The sequence below is a fragment of the Pseudomonas sp. SH10-3B genome, assembly GCF_019891415.1.
In the GTDB taxonomy this organism is placed as follows: domain Bacteria; phylum Pseudomonadota; class Gammaproteobacteria; order Pseudomonadales; family Pseudomonadaceae; genus Aquipseudomonas.
In genome coordinates, this window is sequence record NZ_JAFLXD010000018.1 from 101,304 (window position 1) to 116,144 (window position 14,841).

Sequence of the window (14,841 nt, forward strand, 5' to 3'; positions counted from 1 at the left end):
TGGAAAGGCATTCTATTCGCTGTGCAGGCTTGCATAAATCAACTCAGCGAGCTTTTTACTGATACCCGGTGCTTTGGCTATCTCGTCAATGCTGGCACGGGACAGCTCCTGCAAGCCACCAAAATGTTTAAGCAAGTCGCGACGTCGCGTCGGACCGACCCCTGCCACCCCTTCCAGGGTTGAGGTTCGCCGGGTTTTACCACGGCGGGCGCGGTGGCCGGTAATGGCGAAACGGTGGGCTTCGTCACGAATCTGCTGGATCAAATGCAGCGCGGGTGAGTCGCCCTTCAAAGTGAACTCATGGGCGGCATCATTCAAGTACAACGTCTCGAAGCCGGCCTTGCGCGTGGCGCCCTTGGCCACGCCAAGCAGGATCAGGTCAGGCACCGCCAGCTCGTTGAGCACATCCCGGGCCATGGACAGCTGGCCCTTGCCGCCGTCGACCAAGAGAATGTCCGGCAACTTGCCCTCCCCATCCTTCAACTTGCTGAAGCGCCGCGTGAGGGCCTGGTGCATGGCGGCATAGTCATCGCCCGCGGTGACGCCTTCGATGTTGTAGCGCCGATAATCGGACTTGATCGGCCCTTCTGGCCCGAACACCACGCAGGAGGCCACCGTGGCCTCGCCGCTGGAATGGCTGATGTCGTAGCACTCCAGGCGCTGGGGCGGCTCTTCCAGGTTAAGGACTTCGGCCAGGGCGTCAAAGCGTGCGGCGACGTGCTGGCGGTTAGCCAGGCGCGCGCTCAGGGCCTGTTCGGCGTTGGTCACCGCCAGTTGCTGCCAGCGTGCGCGGGTGCCGCGTACGCGGTGGCTGATGTCCAGCTCGCGACCGCGCAATTCGTGGATCGCTTCGATCAACGTGGGGAAGTCTTCGTGCACCACGTTGACGATCAGCTCCGACGGCAGGTCGCGCTCGGGGCTGCTCACGTAGTACTGGCCCAGGAAAGCGGCCATGACTTCGGCGACTTCCTCATCAATACCGGTCTGCGGAAAGAAGTTCTTGCTGCCCAGCACCCGCCCACCGCGCACGCTGATCAGGTGCACACAGGCACCACCTGGGTTGACGAAGGCCGCGATCACATCGACGTCGCCAGTGCCGCCTTCCATGCTTTGCTGGTCCTGAACACGGCGCAGCAGCGAAATCTGGTCGCGTAGCTCGGCGGCCCGCTCAAAATCCAGGGTGCTGGCAGCCTGCTCCATGGCTGCAGAGAGCTCATCGGTGAGCGCATTGCTGCGTCCTTCTAGGAACATCACCGAATGGCGCACATCCTCGGCGTACTCCGCCGGCTCAACCAAGCCCACGCAAGGCGCCTTGCAGCGTTTGATCTGATACTGCAGGCAAGGCCGTGTGCGGTTCTTGTAGAAACTGTCTTCGCACTGGCGCACAAAAAAGGTTTTTTGCAGCAGGCTCAGGCTTTCCCGAATGGCCCCGGCGCTGGGATAAGGACCGAAGTACTTGCCCTTCGCCTTCTTTGCCCCACGGTGAATGCTCAGGCGTGGGAAGTTGCCGTCGGATAAGAACACATAGGGATAGGATTTATCGTCACGCAGCAGAATGTTGTAGGGCGGCCGCCATTCCTTGATCAGCGTCTGCTCAAGCAGCAGCGCTTCGGTTTCATTGGCGGTGATGGTGGTTTCGACCTGGGCAATGCGCCCCACCAGCGCGGCGGTTTTCGGCGCGAGACCGGTCTTGCGAAAGTAGCTCGCCAGACGGCTCTTCAGGTTTTTGGCTTTACCGACATAAAGCAGGCGTGCCTCGCTGTCGAACATGCGGTACACGCCAGGGCGGCCACTGCAGGTCGAGAGAAAGGCACTCGGATCAAACGGTGTGCTCATGTCAGGCGCTGGCGTCCACCATGCCGTGGCGCACCGCGAGCAGGGTCAATTCAACATCACTGCTGATGGCGAGCTTCTCGAAAATACGATAGCGGTAGGTGTTGACGGTCTTGGGTGACAGGCACAGCTTGTCGGAGATCGTCTGCACCTTCTGGCAACCGACAATCATCAAGGCGATCTGGATTTCCCGCTCAGACAGGGCATCAAACGGCGAGTCACTGACTGGCTGGAAGGATTTGATGGCCAATTGCTGGGCAATCTGCGGGCTGATGTATCGCTGGCCGGCAAACACCAGGCGAATGGCTTGAACCATTTCCGCCAGGCCAGCCCCCTTAGTGAGGTACCCCGCAGCCCCTGCCTGCAGCAGACGTGTCGGAAACGGGTCTTCCTCGCACACGGTCACCACCACGACTTTGATGTCCGGATGGCTGCGCAGCAATTTGGTCGTCGCGCCAAGACCGCCGATCCCAGGCATCTTGACGTCCATCAACACCACATCGGGTTTCAACTCCCGGGCCTTGATCAGGGATTCCTCTCCTGACTCGGCCTGACCGACTACTTGCAGGCCATCGATGTCAGCCAGCATTCGTGTAATGCCTGTACGAACGAGATCATGGTCATCGACTACTAGCACCCTAATCAAGCAGACACCTCGCGAAATGGTCTTATAGGTTGCTGAACACCTTAGCAAAAAACCGAGGCGCAGACCTAATTGCACGCGTCATATATAGAGAGATTGACTAAGCGACAGCCACCCGCCGGGCGGCGGATGGCCCAATTTGCTGGGCAAAGCGTCAGGAATCCTGGGGCTGTGGCTTGGCTTTTCCATTCATCGCAACCGAATGCTCGGCTAACGTTGAGGTCAGGCGTCGGATTGCAGCCTGGTCTTCCTTGAACATTGCACGGTAGTCCCCGAGGACTTTTTCTTCGATCTGGCTCAGGTTTTCCAGTTGAATCGGCGTGGCTGCGCCGGTCAATACGTACAACACATCTACACCTTTTTCGGCGACACGAGACAAGTAATCTGCTTTAGGCGCACGTCCTCCACTTTCATATTTACCTTGCGCGTTGGCTTCAACGCCTCCGATCTCACCAAATACTTTTTGCGACAGGCCAAGTCGCTCCCTTTCTTGCCGTAAACGCGAACCGATTCCACTCATTTGGATGTATGATCCTATTTGGCACACCCCAAGAGGTGACACACTCATCTCTTATTAAACAAACTTGAACGGTTTTGAACTATGCCCGGAATCCGTACCGCTGCACAAGCCAAGGCCTGGCTGGAACATCAAGGCAAGTCAGTTCAAGCGTTCGCCCGCGAACACGGCGTTGATCCGGCGACCACCTATCAAGTGCTCGCTGGGCGCAAAAAGGGACGGCGTGGGGAGGCCCATAAGGTAGCGGTCCTTTTGGGCATGAAAGAAGGGATCATCCTTGCTGAGGCGAAAGGCCTGAACACGGATCAGGAGATAGGCTCCTGAAACCAGTATGCGCTTATAAGAACGTGATGCCTGTTTAGCTTGAGCGACAAACACGCTCCATTCGCCAGAAGCAGTCTTCCTCACCAACAATGCTGAGCCCCATGCGCTGATAGAGCCTTCTGGCCGGGTTAGTCTTGAATACGGTCAAACGCAACAGTCCCAACGCTTGCGCCTTCAGCGCCATCTGTTCCAGCACCCAGCTACCCGCGCCCAATCCGCGATACGCCTCAAGCATATGCAACTCGCGAATATAAAGAGCCCGGCTGTCGCGACTCAGACTGATAAAACCCAAGACCCTGTCGTCGCGGCAAATCAGCCAGTTTTCCCGACCGGCCCAGGCAGTATCGAAGCCCTCGTTAGACCACCACAACCCGTACTGCACGTAGTAGCGAGCCATGGCCTCGTGTGTCAACTTGCGCGCAAATGGCAGGTCCTGGTCCGTCGCCGCGCGTAGGTGAAATGCCATTTAGACAGCCATCACTTGGCCAGCCCAACGCCCACCCTCGCGACGGGCAATCAGCAACGCATCGCCCACGCCAGGTACAGCGGCAAGCAGACTGCCATCGGCGGCCCAGATCGCACTGCGGCCAGCGCAAGTCCAACCGCCCGAAGGGCCACCATGATTGGCCATCAGCACCAGCAGGCCATGTTCAGCGGCGTAGCCTTGGAGCAACGCACTGTCCGTGGCGTAACCGCCCTCACTGATCAGCACCCCGGCGGCATACACCGTAGCGCCCGCTTGCGCCGCAGCACGGGGATGACTGGCGTGGGAAAAATCGGCACACACCGCCAGTGCAATCCGGTCATCTCCCCACTCAAGGGCCGCACCGCCCTGCCCCGCGACGAATGCTACCTCCTCGCCGGCATGCAAATGCTGCTTGGTGTAGACCGCCAGTGAGCCATCCGCACCCAGCACCAGCGCACCGATCAACACACCCGCCTGGGGGGTGAGTCGGATCGGCATCCCCACCACCGCTGTCATTCGCAGTTCTCGCGCCATCTCGCGCAAGGGCGCCAGCATCTTGTCTTCTGGCGCAATCGCCAATTCAGCGGCCAGCGATGACTCATACCCCGTCAACGACAATTCGGGGAACACCAGTAATTGCACACCCTGTTGCGCCGCCACACGCATAAATGCGAGGTGCCGTTCGATATTGGCAGGGACATCGCCCGCGATAGAAATGGATTGAGCCGCAGCAAGGGTGAAGGCAGTCATGGTCGCGTCCAAGCAATCAGTAGCAAAGTGCAACCAGCATATCGGCACTCACCCCATAGCCGTAAGTACCCCACCGCAATAGAAATTACTGATTGAATCTGCCTGCGTGCCTCTAGTAAGCTCCCCCCATCATTTGGAGACACACCATGTTGCAACTCACCCACCCTCAGGTTTGCCCTGCTGCCAGCGCCCAGCGCTCGGTGTCGGCTACCCGTGTGAACGGTTCGAGCACACTGGTCAGCTTTTATTTTGGGTATTGGTTTAGCCACTGGCGCGCCTGATACCTGAAATCGGCGCCCACTACTCAAGGGGTCGCCTACCAGAGAAATTTAACCCCCGGTCGGCCCCCCGACCGGGGGTTTTGTTTTTTCAGGCCCTCATAAATTTCGCAAGAACACTTAAAGGAATCACGACATGAACTACGCCACTTATTACCGCTACGACATTTGCACTGCATGGCGATTTAGCCAGCTCCGTTCGGGACAGCCTGCCGCCTCCGATCGGTCACCTCTTGGTGGCAAGCCAACACACGTAGCCGAAACGGCCAATTGTCGAACACCCCAGTAGGCCAAGCGCGCGGGAACAGCCCGCCGCTTGCCCAGGAAGCCTTGAATATGAACTCCTCCGTCGCCGCCCTGCCCCTCTCTGCCTTGAACAGCACCCTGACCAGCGCCAATGAAGCGCTGACCCAGCGTCTGCCCAGCTCGCTTGAGCTCAAGCACCAGTTGCCCCTCAGCCCGTTCCTGACCGAACAGATCCACACCCATCGCCAAGCCGTGCGCGCCATCCTCAATGGCGAAGATTCACGCTTGCTGGTGATTGTCGGACCGTGCTCGATCCACGACCCGGAATCGGCCATGGAATACGCCCGCAACCTGAAGAAGCTGGCCCTCGACGTCAGCGACCAGATGCTGCTGGTCATCCGCGCCTACGTCGAAAAACCACGTACGACTGTCGGCTGGAAAGGCCTGGCCTACGACCCTCACCTGGATGGCAGCGATGACATGGCCGCCGGCCTGAGCCTGTCCCGCGAGCTGATGCGCGAAATGCTGCGCCTGGGCCTGCCAGTCGCCACCGAGCTGCTGCAACCCATGGCCGCCGGCTACTTCGATGACCTGCTCAGTTGGGTGGCGATCGGTGCGCGCACCACGGAGTCGCAGATCCACCGCGAAATGGCCAGCGGCCTGGGCATGCCCGTGGGCTTCAAGAACGGCACCGATGGCGGCGTCGCGATTGCTTGTGACGCCATGCGCTCGGCGTCCCACCCGCACCGCCACTTCGGCGTCGACAGCCAAGGTCATCCGGCAATCATCCAGACCCCAGGCAACCCCGACACCCACCTGGTATTGCGTGGCGGTCACCGGGGCCCGAACTACGATGCGCAGAGCGTGGCGCGGGTCAAACACGATCTGGCCAAGTCCAAGGTCACCCCTCGGATAATGGTCGACTGCAGCCATGCCAACAGCGGCAAGGACCCGCTGCGCCAACCGGCCGTGTTCAACGACGTACTGGAGCAACGCTTGCAGGGTGACACCTCGCTGATCGGCATGATGCTCGAAAGCCACCTGTTCGAAGGCTGCCAACCGTTGAGCGCGTCGATGAAATACGGCGTGTCGGTGACCGATGGCTGCCTGGGCTGGACCACCACCGAGCAATCATTGCGCACGGCTGCCGAACGCCTGCGCGCTTAAGGCTGATCGATCAAGGCGCTGCTACAACGGGTACAGCGCCCTATGACACAGTCCGGCACTCGTGCCATTCGTGACCTGCAGTCAAGAGTCCTTTTCGGATTCGACGGTGTTTCCAAAGGAACGACGAGGGGATACTCAACGCCATTGTCTACAGTCCTATTGGAGTTACTGATGTCTACCCTCGCGCAAAAAGTCCCCGCCTTCGGCCTTGGCACCTTTCGCCTGCAAGGCCAGGTGGTGATCAATTCCGTCAGCACTGGCCTGGAACTGGGCTACCGCGTTATCGACACCGCGCAGATCTACGAGAATGAAGCGGACGTCGGCCAGGCCATCGCCGACAGCGGTATCCCACGGGATGAGCTGTTTATCACCAGCAAGATCTGGATCGCCAACTTTGCTGAAGGCCAACTGATCCCGAGCCTCAAGGAAAGCCTGCGCAAGCTCAAGACCGATTACCTGGACCTGACCCTGATCCACTGGCCGTCGCCACAAGACCAGGTGCCTGTGGCCGAGTTCATGGGGCAGTTGCTGGAAGCCAAGCAGTTGGGACTGACACGCCAGATCGGTATTTCCAATTTCACCATCGACCTGATGAAGCAGGCCATCGCAGCCGTGGGTGCCGAGAACATCGCCACCAACCAGATCGAACTGCACCCCTACCTGCAAAACCAGCGCGTTGTGGATTTCGCAACCGCCAACGGTATCCAGATCACCTCGTACATGACCCTGGCCTACGGTGAAGTGCTCAAGGACCCGGTGATCCAGCAGATCGCCGAGCGTCATCAGGCCACCCCGGCGCAAGTGACGCTGGCTTGGGCCATGCAATTGGGTTATGCGGTCATCCCATCGTCAACCCAGCGTGCCAACCTGCAAAGCAACCTCAAGGCCCTGCAACTGACCCTGAGCGCTGCTGATATGGCGCACATTGCCGGGCTGGAACGGGGCCACCGCCTGACCAGCCCCAAGGGCATCGCGCCGAAGTGGGACTAAACCCGGGCCGCCCGTGCGCGGGATAATTCGCGCAGCCACGGCAACACCCGCAGGCCGGCAGTGGCCTCGGGTGGGTCGATAATGTCCATGAAGTGTTCGAGATTGACGTTGTCCGGCACACCGGGCAGCCGCACCAGCACCGCCGGCGCTACACCCGGGGGCGCGCCCAAATCCAGGTGGTCGTAGACCAGTACATGGCGCACCTGGGGCTGGGGCCCGCAGGCATGGGCCGTGAGCCCTGCATTGATGATCAGCACGTCGAAGGGTTCGGCCGGGATGGCCGTGAGTATCTGGACTTCTTCGAAGGTTTGTACCGGAACGATCCGGTGATACCCCAACTGATTGAGCATTTTTTCGATGTACAACCGTTGCAGGTGTTGTTCATCAGCAATCAGGATGGTCAGTGCTTTGTTCGGCATGGCAAACCCCTGGGCAGTCAGCGCTCGTCAGTGAGCGAGGCCCATTTTCCAGACATATCCCGAAGACAAAATCAGGCATGTTCCCCCTTCATGTAGGAGTTCTCCCAAATCAACCGAATGACCACATTCCACCGTCAAACCTGATTGCTGTACCGCCCCATGCTCTGATGCAACTGTTCGATGACCACTTCTAACGCATCTACCGCAGCGCCCAATGCATCGCTGTCCCGCCGCTCACACACGCGTTCCAAGGTCTCGCAACAGGTGATCAACGCCTGGGCCTTGACCATGCGCGCGCCCCCTTTGACGCGATGAGCCAAGTCATGGAGCCTGGCAAAGTCCACCTGGGATTTCAGCGGCGACAACAGCGCATAGTCCTCCCTTAGGCTACCGAGCAACGGTGTCAGCAGCTCCTTGAGCGCGTCGTTATCACCTTGCGTCAGCGTGATCAGCGGGCTCAAGTCAAACGCCAGTCCAACCTCATCCGCCACAACGCTGGCGGTTCGTGAGGCCAAGGCCAAGCGCAGGTCCTCCAACCCGGTCGGCTTGAACAGGCAACCGTCCATGCCTGCTTGCCGGCAGCGTTCGGCTTCCTGTGGCAAGGCATTGGCGGTGAACCCGAGGATCAGGCATGGCGTCAGCCCCAGTTGGTGCTCTTGTGCGCGAATATCACGCGCCAACGCGTAACCGTCTTTGAAGGGCATATTGCAATCGGTGATCACGCCATCGAAATGTCCGGCCTGCCACAGCGAAAATCCTTGGGCGCCGTCCGCGGCCAAGATGATGCGATGCCCGAGAAAACTCAGTTGTCTACTCAGCAACAGACGGTTGGCCGGGTAGTCATCCACCACCAGAATGTTCAACCCGTGTGCCGGCGGAGTGTGCGGCACCGGTGCACTGACCGGTACGGCTGTGGTCAGCGCCAGCGCCAAGATCACATCCACCCGCGTACCCTTGCCCAGCACACTGCTCAAATGCAATTGACCGCCCATCATCTCGCACAGGTTACGACTGATCACCAACCCCAGGCCCGACCCGCTTCGCGCCGGTTGTTCGTTATTGCTGCCCTGGATAAAGGGGTTGAACAAGCGCTGCTGATCTTCGGCGCTGATGCCAATGCCCGTGTCCTCCACCCACAACCGCAGGTTCAACTGATCGTCGACCCGACCCGCAGCACAGTGGGCGCCCAGGCGCACCTGGCCGGAGGCGGTGAACTTGATCGCGTTACCCAGCACATTGGACACCACTTGCTTGAAGCGCAGCGGGTCGACCAGCACCGGCCGGTCGATCAGCGGGTCGAGTTCCACCTGCAGCACCAGGCCCTTGTCCCGCGCAAGCCCCTCGAACACCCGCGCCACTGAGGCCAGCAGTTCGTGCAGATTGGCTGGCTCCAGGCTCAAGGACAGGTGCCCGGACTCAATTCGCGCAATGTCGAGAATATCGCCGATCAATTCCAGCATGCTCCGTGACGCCACCGACGCGACCTCCAGCGCATCGCGGTCAGCCAAGCCCCGCTCGGCATTTTTCAGGGCCAGCTCGATCATGCCGATCACCGCATTCATGGGGGTACGGATCTCATGGCTCATGGTCGCCAGGAAGGTAGTCTTGGCACGGTTTGCGGCGTCGGCCTCCTCCTTGGCTTCCTGCAACTGCCCCAGCAAGCGCTGGCGCTCGCTGACATCCACCCAGCCGGCGATCATGCCGACGACGCTGCCATTGCTGTCACGGTAGGGGAGCATCCATTGGTAGATCGTCAACACCTCGCCGCCGGGCACCTTGAGCACCCGGTCATGTACCTGCGGCTCACCCAACTCCATCAAACGCAAATAATCGGCATGGAACGACTGGGCCTGGGGTGGGTTACCCGTGTCGGTTTCCACCACGGTCTTGCCGATGACGTCTTCCAACTTGAAGCCGAACACATCCAGATAAGCGTTATTGCACGCCATCAAGCGCCCCAGGCGATCGCGCACATAGATCGGGTGCGGCGTGCCATCGATCAGCACACTCATGAACCGCATCTGGTCGCTCAAGGCACGCTCGGCCTGGGTGCGCTTGCGAATCAGGCTACGCAGATAGAACACCCATCCCAGGGTGACCAGCAGCAGCAGCGCGGCCAAGCCAAACCCCTGGATGATGATGTTGCGGTGACGTATCCAATAATTGTCTTCGATGATGATCTCGCTGCGCCAATGGTTGGTCAGCTCGTCCATTTCTTCAGGGGTAATGCTCAACAACGCCTTGTCGAGGATCGAGTACAACTCCAGTTGGCTGCGATTGACCCCAAAGGCAATGCGTGCAGGCTCATTCCCGACGGTACTGGTGATGCGCAGGCGCTTGCGGTAATTGCGGGCGATCATATAGCGCGCGCTGATCAGTGAAACCGCGGTCGCATCGGCACTGCCCTTGACCACCAATTCCATGGCCTGCTCCGGGTTCTCCACGTCGACAAACTCGATGCTTGGGTAGTCCCGGCTGATTTGCGCGATCAGGCTGCTGCCGCGAATAATCGCCAGGCGTTTGCCGGGCATATCTTCCAGGGTCACCAGATGCTCGTCATCGCTACGCACCACCAGTACATAGGGACTGGACAGATAGGGTCGGGTAAAGCGGATTTTTTCGGACCGCTCGACACTCGGGGTGACGACCGCCAGCATGTCCACCCGGCCGACGCTGGCCTGTTCAACTTGCCGAGGCAGCGAACTGCCCCGCTCCACATCAAACTTCAAGCCAGTGCGCAAACTGATGCGTGACAGCACCTCGGAGCTAAGCCCTTCGAATTGCTCTTGTTCGTTGAAAAAAGACAACGGCACGAATTTGTCGAGCACCGCCACTTTCACCCGTGGGTGTTTCTCCAGCCAGCGCTGTTCACTTTCGCTCAAGCGCAGTTGCTCGGCCTCCAGGAAACCGCTGCCGCCGGCACTCCAACGGCGCAGGATTTCCATCTGCTGGTTGGCGGGTACGGCAGCCAGCGCGGCGTTGACGATGCCCAACAGGCGGGTATTGTCCTTGGCGAAGGCGAACCCGAAAGGGTTGACCTCCAATGCGGAAAAGTCCGCCATACGCACGTTATTAAGGTGATTCTTGTTGATCAGGTAGCGGGTGCTGATGGCGTCCCCCAGGTACACATCCGCCTGGCCGAACGCCACGGCTCCAATGGCTTCGAAGGTCGAGGCAAACAAGTGCAATTGCGCATCGGGGTAAAAGGCCTCGACGGCCTTGGGCTGCATGTAGTGGTAGAGCATCGCCAGGCGCTTGCCCGCAAGGTCAGCCTTCAACGCCTGGTTCTCCCCGGCGCGCGTTACCAACGCGGGTTGGTCATTGGCGTAGGAACGGGACAGCACCAGCTCCGGATCGGCCGCCTCAAACCCATTGGCAGACCCCACAAAGTCCACCGCACCGGCCTTGAGGGCTTCGATTACCTCATCGCGGGTGTCGTACCGCTTCACGTCGATGGTGATATTCAGCGCCTGGGCGACCAGCGTCGCAAAATCGGCCGTGATACCTTCAAGCTCGTCGCTGTTGCTCAGGTCAAAGGGCGCATAGTCGGGAGCCGACACCCCCATCGACAGCGTGCGGCGCTCGCGCAGCCAGCGCCAGTCGGCTTCGTCCAATACCACCGACGGGTCCACAAGGGTGGAGTGGCCCAGCAGCCTCAGCTTGTTCGGTTCCTCCAAGGCCATCGCCGCCCAGGGCAACAGCCCCATCAGCAGGATGGCCGCGCGTTTCACCAGCCGGGGGGTGATCATTTCAGATCAGATGATTGCGTTGGGCGAACTTGGACAGATGTACCACCGACGACATACGCAACTTCTCCTTGAGTCGCGTCTTGTAGGTACTGATGGTCTTGTGGCTCAACAGCATGTCCTCGGCAATATCCTTGTTGCCCAGACCCAGGGCCAGCTTTTGCAGCACGGTCAATTCGCGATCAGACAACGCCTCCACCAACTCCTGCTCGGTCGACTGCAGGTCGTCGCGACGCACCGAACTGGTGGGCAGGCTGGGAAAGCAACTGTAACCAGACCGGATCGCCCTGATCGCCTTTTGCAGTTCATCGAGTTCACCGGTCTTGGCGACAAACCCCATCGCTCCGGCGCGCATGCAGCGAGTGGAAAAAAACACCGCCAGATACGAGGTCAGTACCAGGATCCTGCAGGGCAACTCCAGCGCCTTGATCCGGCTGATCACCTCCAACCCACCGAGTTTAGGCATCGCCAGGTCGAGAATGATCAGGTCCGGGCGTTCTTCGCGAGCAATCTGCATGGCGTCGGCACCGTTACCCGCTTCAAAGATGGTATCGAAGCCTTCCTGCTTCAACAGATACTTGACGGTGGCGCGTATAAAAGGGTGATCATCCACGATTAAAGCTTTGTTGCTCATAAGACTCCCCTGGGAAGATCAGTACGCTTACATATCACGCGAGACCCCACTACCTGTGAAAAGTAACAGTTCCGACAAGCGGTACTGATGACTCTGTAAAACGCCTCAGGCAGTACAGGCCCCTCCTTTTGAAAACTACAGTAAACATGTGAAGCCACGCCTTGATTCCTGAATAGGCGCAAGCGCGCAACCTTAACAACCACGTGTTTTTTCCAATGAAGGGATAATCTCGATTAAATGTAGGACTTTTCCTCGGAGCCCTCCAGAAGCTAGTCCGTGGTACTGGGGCTCCAGAAGGCCTGCACCACCAGGGTCGACTTGGAAATTCGTGCCACCAGTGCGTCCAACTCGTCACCGTCGACCGAGGTCACCGCCAATGTGGCTTCGATCTCAACTTCCTCGGTGCCGAACGGGCGCACATCGACATCGCTGGCTGGGTAGTTGCAGCGCGCCAATTCGGCTTCCAGCAACGCCAGTACTGCGGTTTGCTGGGTACGCCGGGCAATCACATACAGGATGTTGGTGACCTCCGCTGACACCACATCCAGCGGTTGGCGGTTGATGTTATTGACGATAGGTCGCAGCAGCGTATTGGCCGCCAGCACAAACAGCGTGCCCAGCAACGCCTCGAGGACCAGATCGGCACCGGCGCACGCCCCCACCGCCGCCGACGCCCAGAGCGTGGCGGCGGTGTTGAGACCGCGCACATTGCCTTCTTCGCGCATGATCACACCGGCCCCCAGAAAGCCGATGCCCGACACCACATAGGCCACCACCCGCACCGCGCCTTCCGCACCGCCGAGGCGGTTGGCCATGTCGACAAAAATCGCCGCGCCCACCGCCACCAGTACGTTGGTGCGCAAGCCCGCCGTGCGTTGGCGGTACTGGCGCTCGAAGCCGATCAGGCCACCGAGGATAAACGCGGCAGTAAGGCTGACCAGGGTGTCGATCAGGGAATTGAGGTTGATGTTGTTGATTGCTTGCATAAAAAGTCTCCATGACCTGCAGGTACTGCCCGCCCGCACCGCGCCCCTCGAACAGGCACAGTCGAACGTGGCGCGCCCACCGCAAAAGGCAGGCGCGTGAGTAGCATCCCGAGTTGAATCGGGTGCTGGTCAGCGTCAATGAGAGGAATCAGGCAAGGGCCAGGACTGGCCGCTGCCGGGATGCCGTTTCTCGCTGTGTGGCGAGACAACGGCATCGGAATAGATGCGCGTTATCTTGCCAAGTAGGTGCCGGTTACCGAGACCGGCCGACAACTGTCACTCGAACAAGTACCCACTGAGGGTCTCCGCTATTGAAAAAAACGCGCGAAGCTTACGCGCCGATGCAAGGAGAGTAAACCGTAGGAAAGTTTCCGCGTGATGAACAAGACGATTCTTCAGGGTGGGTTCAGGAACCCCAATCTTGAAGCCGCCGATGCTTGAATGTGGGAGGGGGCTTGAACTCCCACAGATGGACTGTGCACATCTGCGGCTACGGTGCCACGGGTCGATCCCGTGCCACCAATCTCAGGTAATCATCAACCTGCCCGCCCGCCAGCGCCTTGACCTGAATCGATACCCTGTTGACCTGCCTTCCCATCGTGATCCCGCCCCTTGTGCGCACGGGTACATACCCAAGCTTGGGCCAGAAGCGCTCAGCCTTGGTGTTGCCAATCACCACCGTCAGCCGCAACCAGCGGGCACCGTTTTTGGCCGCCCACGCCTCAAGGTCGGCATGCAGTCGTTGCGCCAAACCGGAGCCATGCAGACGCGTATCAACCAGCAGCAGACCGATATGCCAGACGCCGACCGCCAGCAAGTCTGCCGCGATATTCACCACCGCGACGAGTTGATCCTCAGCGTCGCGATAGCCCAGCCAATACATTCGGCTGCACGTCCACCCCGTGGGCAATTGCCCCTGCAACTCCTCGCGAGCCTCGGTCGGCGTAGCCGGTTCGCCGTTGACAGCCATGAAGTAATCCGGCGCGCGTTCAAAAAACCGCTGCAACTCGTCCGCGTCAGTAGCGTGCAGCTCAACCACACGAACACCCTCAACGGAGCATCCAGGCACAGCGTCCATGCTCATCCCCTGTCACACGCTTAACTACCACCGTCACTCCGCCCCCCCACGTACGAGGCGGTGGATCAAGTTTTTGCGAGATCAATCGTCCCGCGTCAGCACTTCCAACAACTCAATCTCAAAGCGCAGATTGCTGTTGGGCTTGATATGCGCACCCATCGACCGTTCGCCATACGCCAGGTGCGCCGGCACAAACAACGTGCGCACCCCGCCGACCTGCATGCCCATCAAGCCCTGGTCCCAGCCCTTGATCACCCGCCCGGTGCCGATCACACACTGGAACGGCTTGCCCCGCTCCCAAGACGAATCGAACACCGTGCCGTCTTCCAGGGTGCCGGTGTACTGGGTGGTGATCAGTGCGCCCTTGACCACGGCTTTGCCGGTGCCTGGGCGGGTGTCGGTGATCTGGAGTTCTTCGTTGCTCATGGTGGGCTCGTTGAATGCGCAAAGGGTGGTGTTGTCCCAGAATGGGTTGGATTTGGCAAGCGTAGAAACGCCGCTGATCGTCCCTATGCTCAACGTGGAAGTACCGGCCGTAGCACTCCGCATCACCATCGCCCAGGGCCTGGGCCCTGCGCCGTACAGACGGCGGGAGATCAACTGGACGGTCCTTCACCCACGCTGGTGTTTTCGGTCATGCAGCTGATGGTCATCGCCAGTGTGATGGTACCTCTGTGGCGAGCGGGCTTGTCCCGCGTTGGGGTGCGCAGCAGCCCCAAAACCAGGCGCAGAGGATTGCCTGATACACCGCATTCGTCTTCATC

14 protein-coding genes are annotated in these 14,841 nt (G+C 59.7%); 3 read left to right on the plus strand and 11 right to left on the minus strand.

What is annotated here, in order from left to right; genetic code table 11:
• Positions 1-12: 12 nt before the first annotated feature.
• The 3 genes from uvrC to J1G35_RS15655 form a co-directional block, all read right to left on the minus strand.
• On the minus strand, positions 13-1,836 hold the full coding sequence (gene uvrC / locus J1G35_RS15645; protein ID WP_053139836.1) for an excinuclease ABC subunit UvrC: 1,824 nt from the start codon (positions 1,834-1,836) through the stop codon (positions 13-15).
• Position 1,837: 1 nt separating this feature from the next.
• Positions 1,838-2,479, minus strand: a complete 642-nt coding sequence (gene uvrY / locus J1G35_RS15650) for a UvrY/SirA/GacA family response regulator transcription factor (RefSeq protein ID WP_032886613.1) — start codon at positions 2,477-2,479, stop codon at positions 1,838-1,840.
• Positions 2,480-2,630: 151 nt separating this feature from the next.
• Positions 2,631-2,996 carry a helix-turn-helix transcriptional regulator gene (locus J1G35_RS15655; protein WP_053139838.1) on the minus strand — a complete coding sequence of 122 codons (366 nt, stop codon included), beginning with the start codon at positions 2,994-2,996 and terminating at the stop codon, positions 2,631-2,633.
• An 81-nt stretch (positions 2,997-3,077) separates the two neighbouring features.
• On the opposite strand from J1G35_RS15655, the gene J1G35_RS15660 reads away from it, so the two are divergent.
• Positions 3,078-3,317: a DNA-binding protein gene (locus tag J1G35_RS15660; protein WP_053139840.1), complete on the plus strand. Its 240-nt coding sequence runs from the start codon at positions 3,078-3,080 to the stop codon at positions 3,315-3,317.
• 34 nt (positions 3,318-3,351) lie between these two features.
• On the opposite strand, the gene J1G35_RS15665 is transcribed toward J1G35_RS15660, so the two are convergent.
• Together J1G35_RS15665 and J1G35_RS15670 are read right to left on the minus strand one after the other, a co-directional pair.
• The gene (locus J1G35_RS15665; protein ID WP_053139842.1) at positions 3,352-3,783 is read right to left on the minus strand and encodes a GNAT family N-acetyltransferase; all 432 of its coding nucleotides are present in this window, start codon (positions 3,781-3,783) and stop codon (positions 3,352-3,354) included.
• Positions 3,784-4,533: a carbon-nitrogen hydrolase family protein gene (locus J1G35_RS15670; protein WP_223015385.1), complete on the minus strand. Its 750-nt coding sequence runs from the start codon at positions 4,531-4,533 to the stop codon at positions 3,784-3,786.
• Positions 4,534-5,147: 614 nt separating this feature from the next.
• Between J1G35_RS15670 and J1G35_RS15675 the strand changes: the two genes are divergently transcribed.
• The gene (locus J1G35_RS15675) at positions 5,148-6,224 is read left to right on the plus strand and encodes a 3-deoxy-7-phosphoheptulonate synthase (protein WP_223015386.1); all 1,077 of its coding nucleotides are present in this window, start codon (positions 5,148-5,150) and stop codon (positions 6,222-6,224) included.
• 171 nt (positions 6,225-6,395) lie between these two features.
• Positions 6,396-7,214, plus strand: coding sequence for a 2,5-didehydrogluconate reductase DkgB (gene dkgB, locus J1G35_RS15680; protein ID WP_223015387.1), 819 nt, complete (start codon positions 6,396-6,398; stop codon positions 7,212-7,214).
• On the opposite strand, the gene J1G35_RS15685 is transcribed toward dkgB, so the two are convergent.
• The 6 genes from J1G35_RS15685 to J1G35_RS15710 all read right to left on the minus strand — a co-directional run bounded on the left by J1G35_RS15685 (position 7,211) and on the right by J1G35_RS15710 (position 14,503).
• A complete protein-coding gene (locus J1G35_RS15685; RefSeq protein ID WP_223015388.1) occupies positions 7,211-7,633 on the minus strand; it encodes a chemotaxis protein CheY in 423 nt (140 codons plus the stop codon). The genes dkgB and J1G35_RS15685 overlap by 4 nt on opposite strands.
• A 134-nt stretch (positions 7,634-7,767) precedes the next feature.
• Complete coding sequence (locus J1G35_RS15690; protein ID WP_223015389.1) at positions 7,768-11,382, minus strand: transporter substrate-binding domain-containing protein; 3,615 nt, start codon at positions 11,380-11,382, stop codon at positions 7,768-7,770.
• 1 nt (position 11,383) lies between these two features.
• Positions 11,384-12,013: a response regulator transcription factor gene (locus tag J1G35_RS15695; RefSeq protein ID WP_053139853.1), complete on the minus strand. Its 630-nt coding sequence runs from the start codon at positions 12,011-12,013 to the stop codon at positions 11,384-11,386.
• Positions 12,014-12,282: 269 nt separating this feature from the next.
• Positions 12,283-12,999, minus strand: a complete 717-nt coding sequence (locus tag J1G35_RS15700) for an MgtC/SapB family protein (RefSeq protein ID WP_053139854.1) — start codon at positions 12,997-12,999, stop codon at positions 12,283-12,285.
• Between the two features lie 490 nt (positions 13,000-13,489).
• The gene (locus J1G35_RS15705) at positions 13,490-14,083 is read right to left on the minus strand and encodes a GNAT family N-acetyltransferase (RefSeq protein ID WP_223015390.1); all 594 of its coding nucleotides are present in this window, start codon (positions 14,081-14,083) and stop codon (positions 13,490-13,492) included.
• A 75-nt stretch (positions 14,084-14,158) separates the two neighbouring features.
• The gene (locus J1G35_RS15710; protein WP_053139857.1) at positions 14,159-14,503 is read right to left on the minus strand and encodes an FKBP-type peptidyl-prolyl cis-trans isomerase; all 345 of its coding nucleotides are present in this window, start codon (positions 14,501-14,503) and stop codon (positions 14,159-14,161) included.
• Between the last annotated feature and the right edge of the window lie 338 nt (positions 14,504-14,841).

Bases quoted from the DNA above. Each gene is read 5' to 3' on its own strand.
- uvrC (WP_053139836.1), bottom strand. From the start codon at position 1,836: ATGAGCACACCGTTTGATCCGAGTGCCTTTCTCTCGACCTGCAGTGGC.
- J1G35_RS15655 (WP_053139838.1), bottom strand. From the start codon at position 2,996: ATGAGTGGAATCGGTTCGCGTTTACGGCAAGAAAGGGAGCGACTTGGC.
- J1G35_RS15660 (WP_053139840.1), top strand. From the start codon at position 3,078: ATGCCCGGAATCCGTACCGCTGCACAAGCCAAGGCCTGGCTGGAACAT.
- J1G35_RS15665 (WP_053139842.1), bottom strand. From the start codon at position 3,783: ATGGCATTTCACCTACGCGCGGCGACGGACCAGGACCTGCCATTTGCG.
- J1G35_RS15670 (WP_223015385.1), bottom strand. From the start codon at position 4,533: ATGACTGCCTTCACCCTTGCTGCGGCTCAATCCATTTCTATCGCGGGC.
- J1G35_RS15675 (WP_223015386.1), top strand. From the start codon at position 5,148: ATGAACTCCTCCGTCGCCGCCCTGCCCCTCTCTGCCTTGAACAGCACC.
- dkgB (WP_223015387.1), top strand. From the start codon at position 6,396: ATGTCTACCCTCGCGCAAAAAGTCCCCGCCTTCGGCCTTGGCACCTTT.
- J1G35_RS15685 (WP_223015388.1), bottom strand. From the start codon at position 7,633: ATGCCGAACAAAGCACTGACCATCCTGATTGCTGATGAACAACACCTG.
- J1G35_RS15690 (WP_223015389.1), bottom strand. From the start codon at position 11,382: ATGATCACCCCCCGGCTGGTGAAACGCGCGGCCATCCTGCTGATGGGG.
- J1G35_RS15695 (WP_053139853.1), bottom strand. From the start codon at position 12,013: ATGAGCAACAAAGCTTTAATCGTGGATGATCACCCTTTTATACGCGCC.
- J1G35_RS15700 (WP_053139854.1), bottom strand. From the start codon at position 12,999: ATGCAAGCAATCAACAACATCAACCTCAATTCCCTGATCGACACCCTG.
- J1G35_RS15705 (WP_223015390.1), bottom strand. From the start codon at position 14,083: ATGAGCATGGACGCTGTGCCTGGATGCTCCGTTGAGGGTGTTCGTGTG.
- J1G35_RS15710 (WP_053139857.1), bottom strand. From the start codon at position 14,503: ATGAGCAACGAAGAACTCCAGATCACCGACACCCGCCCAGGCACCGGC.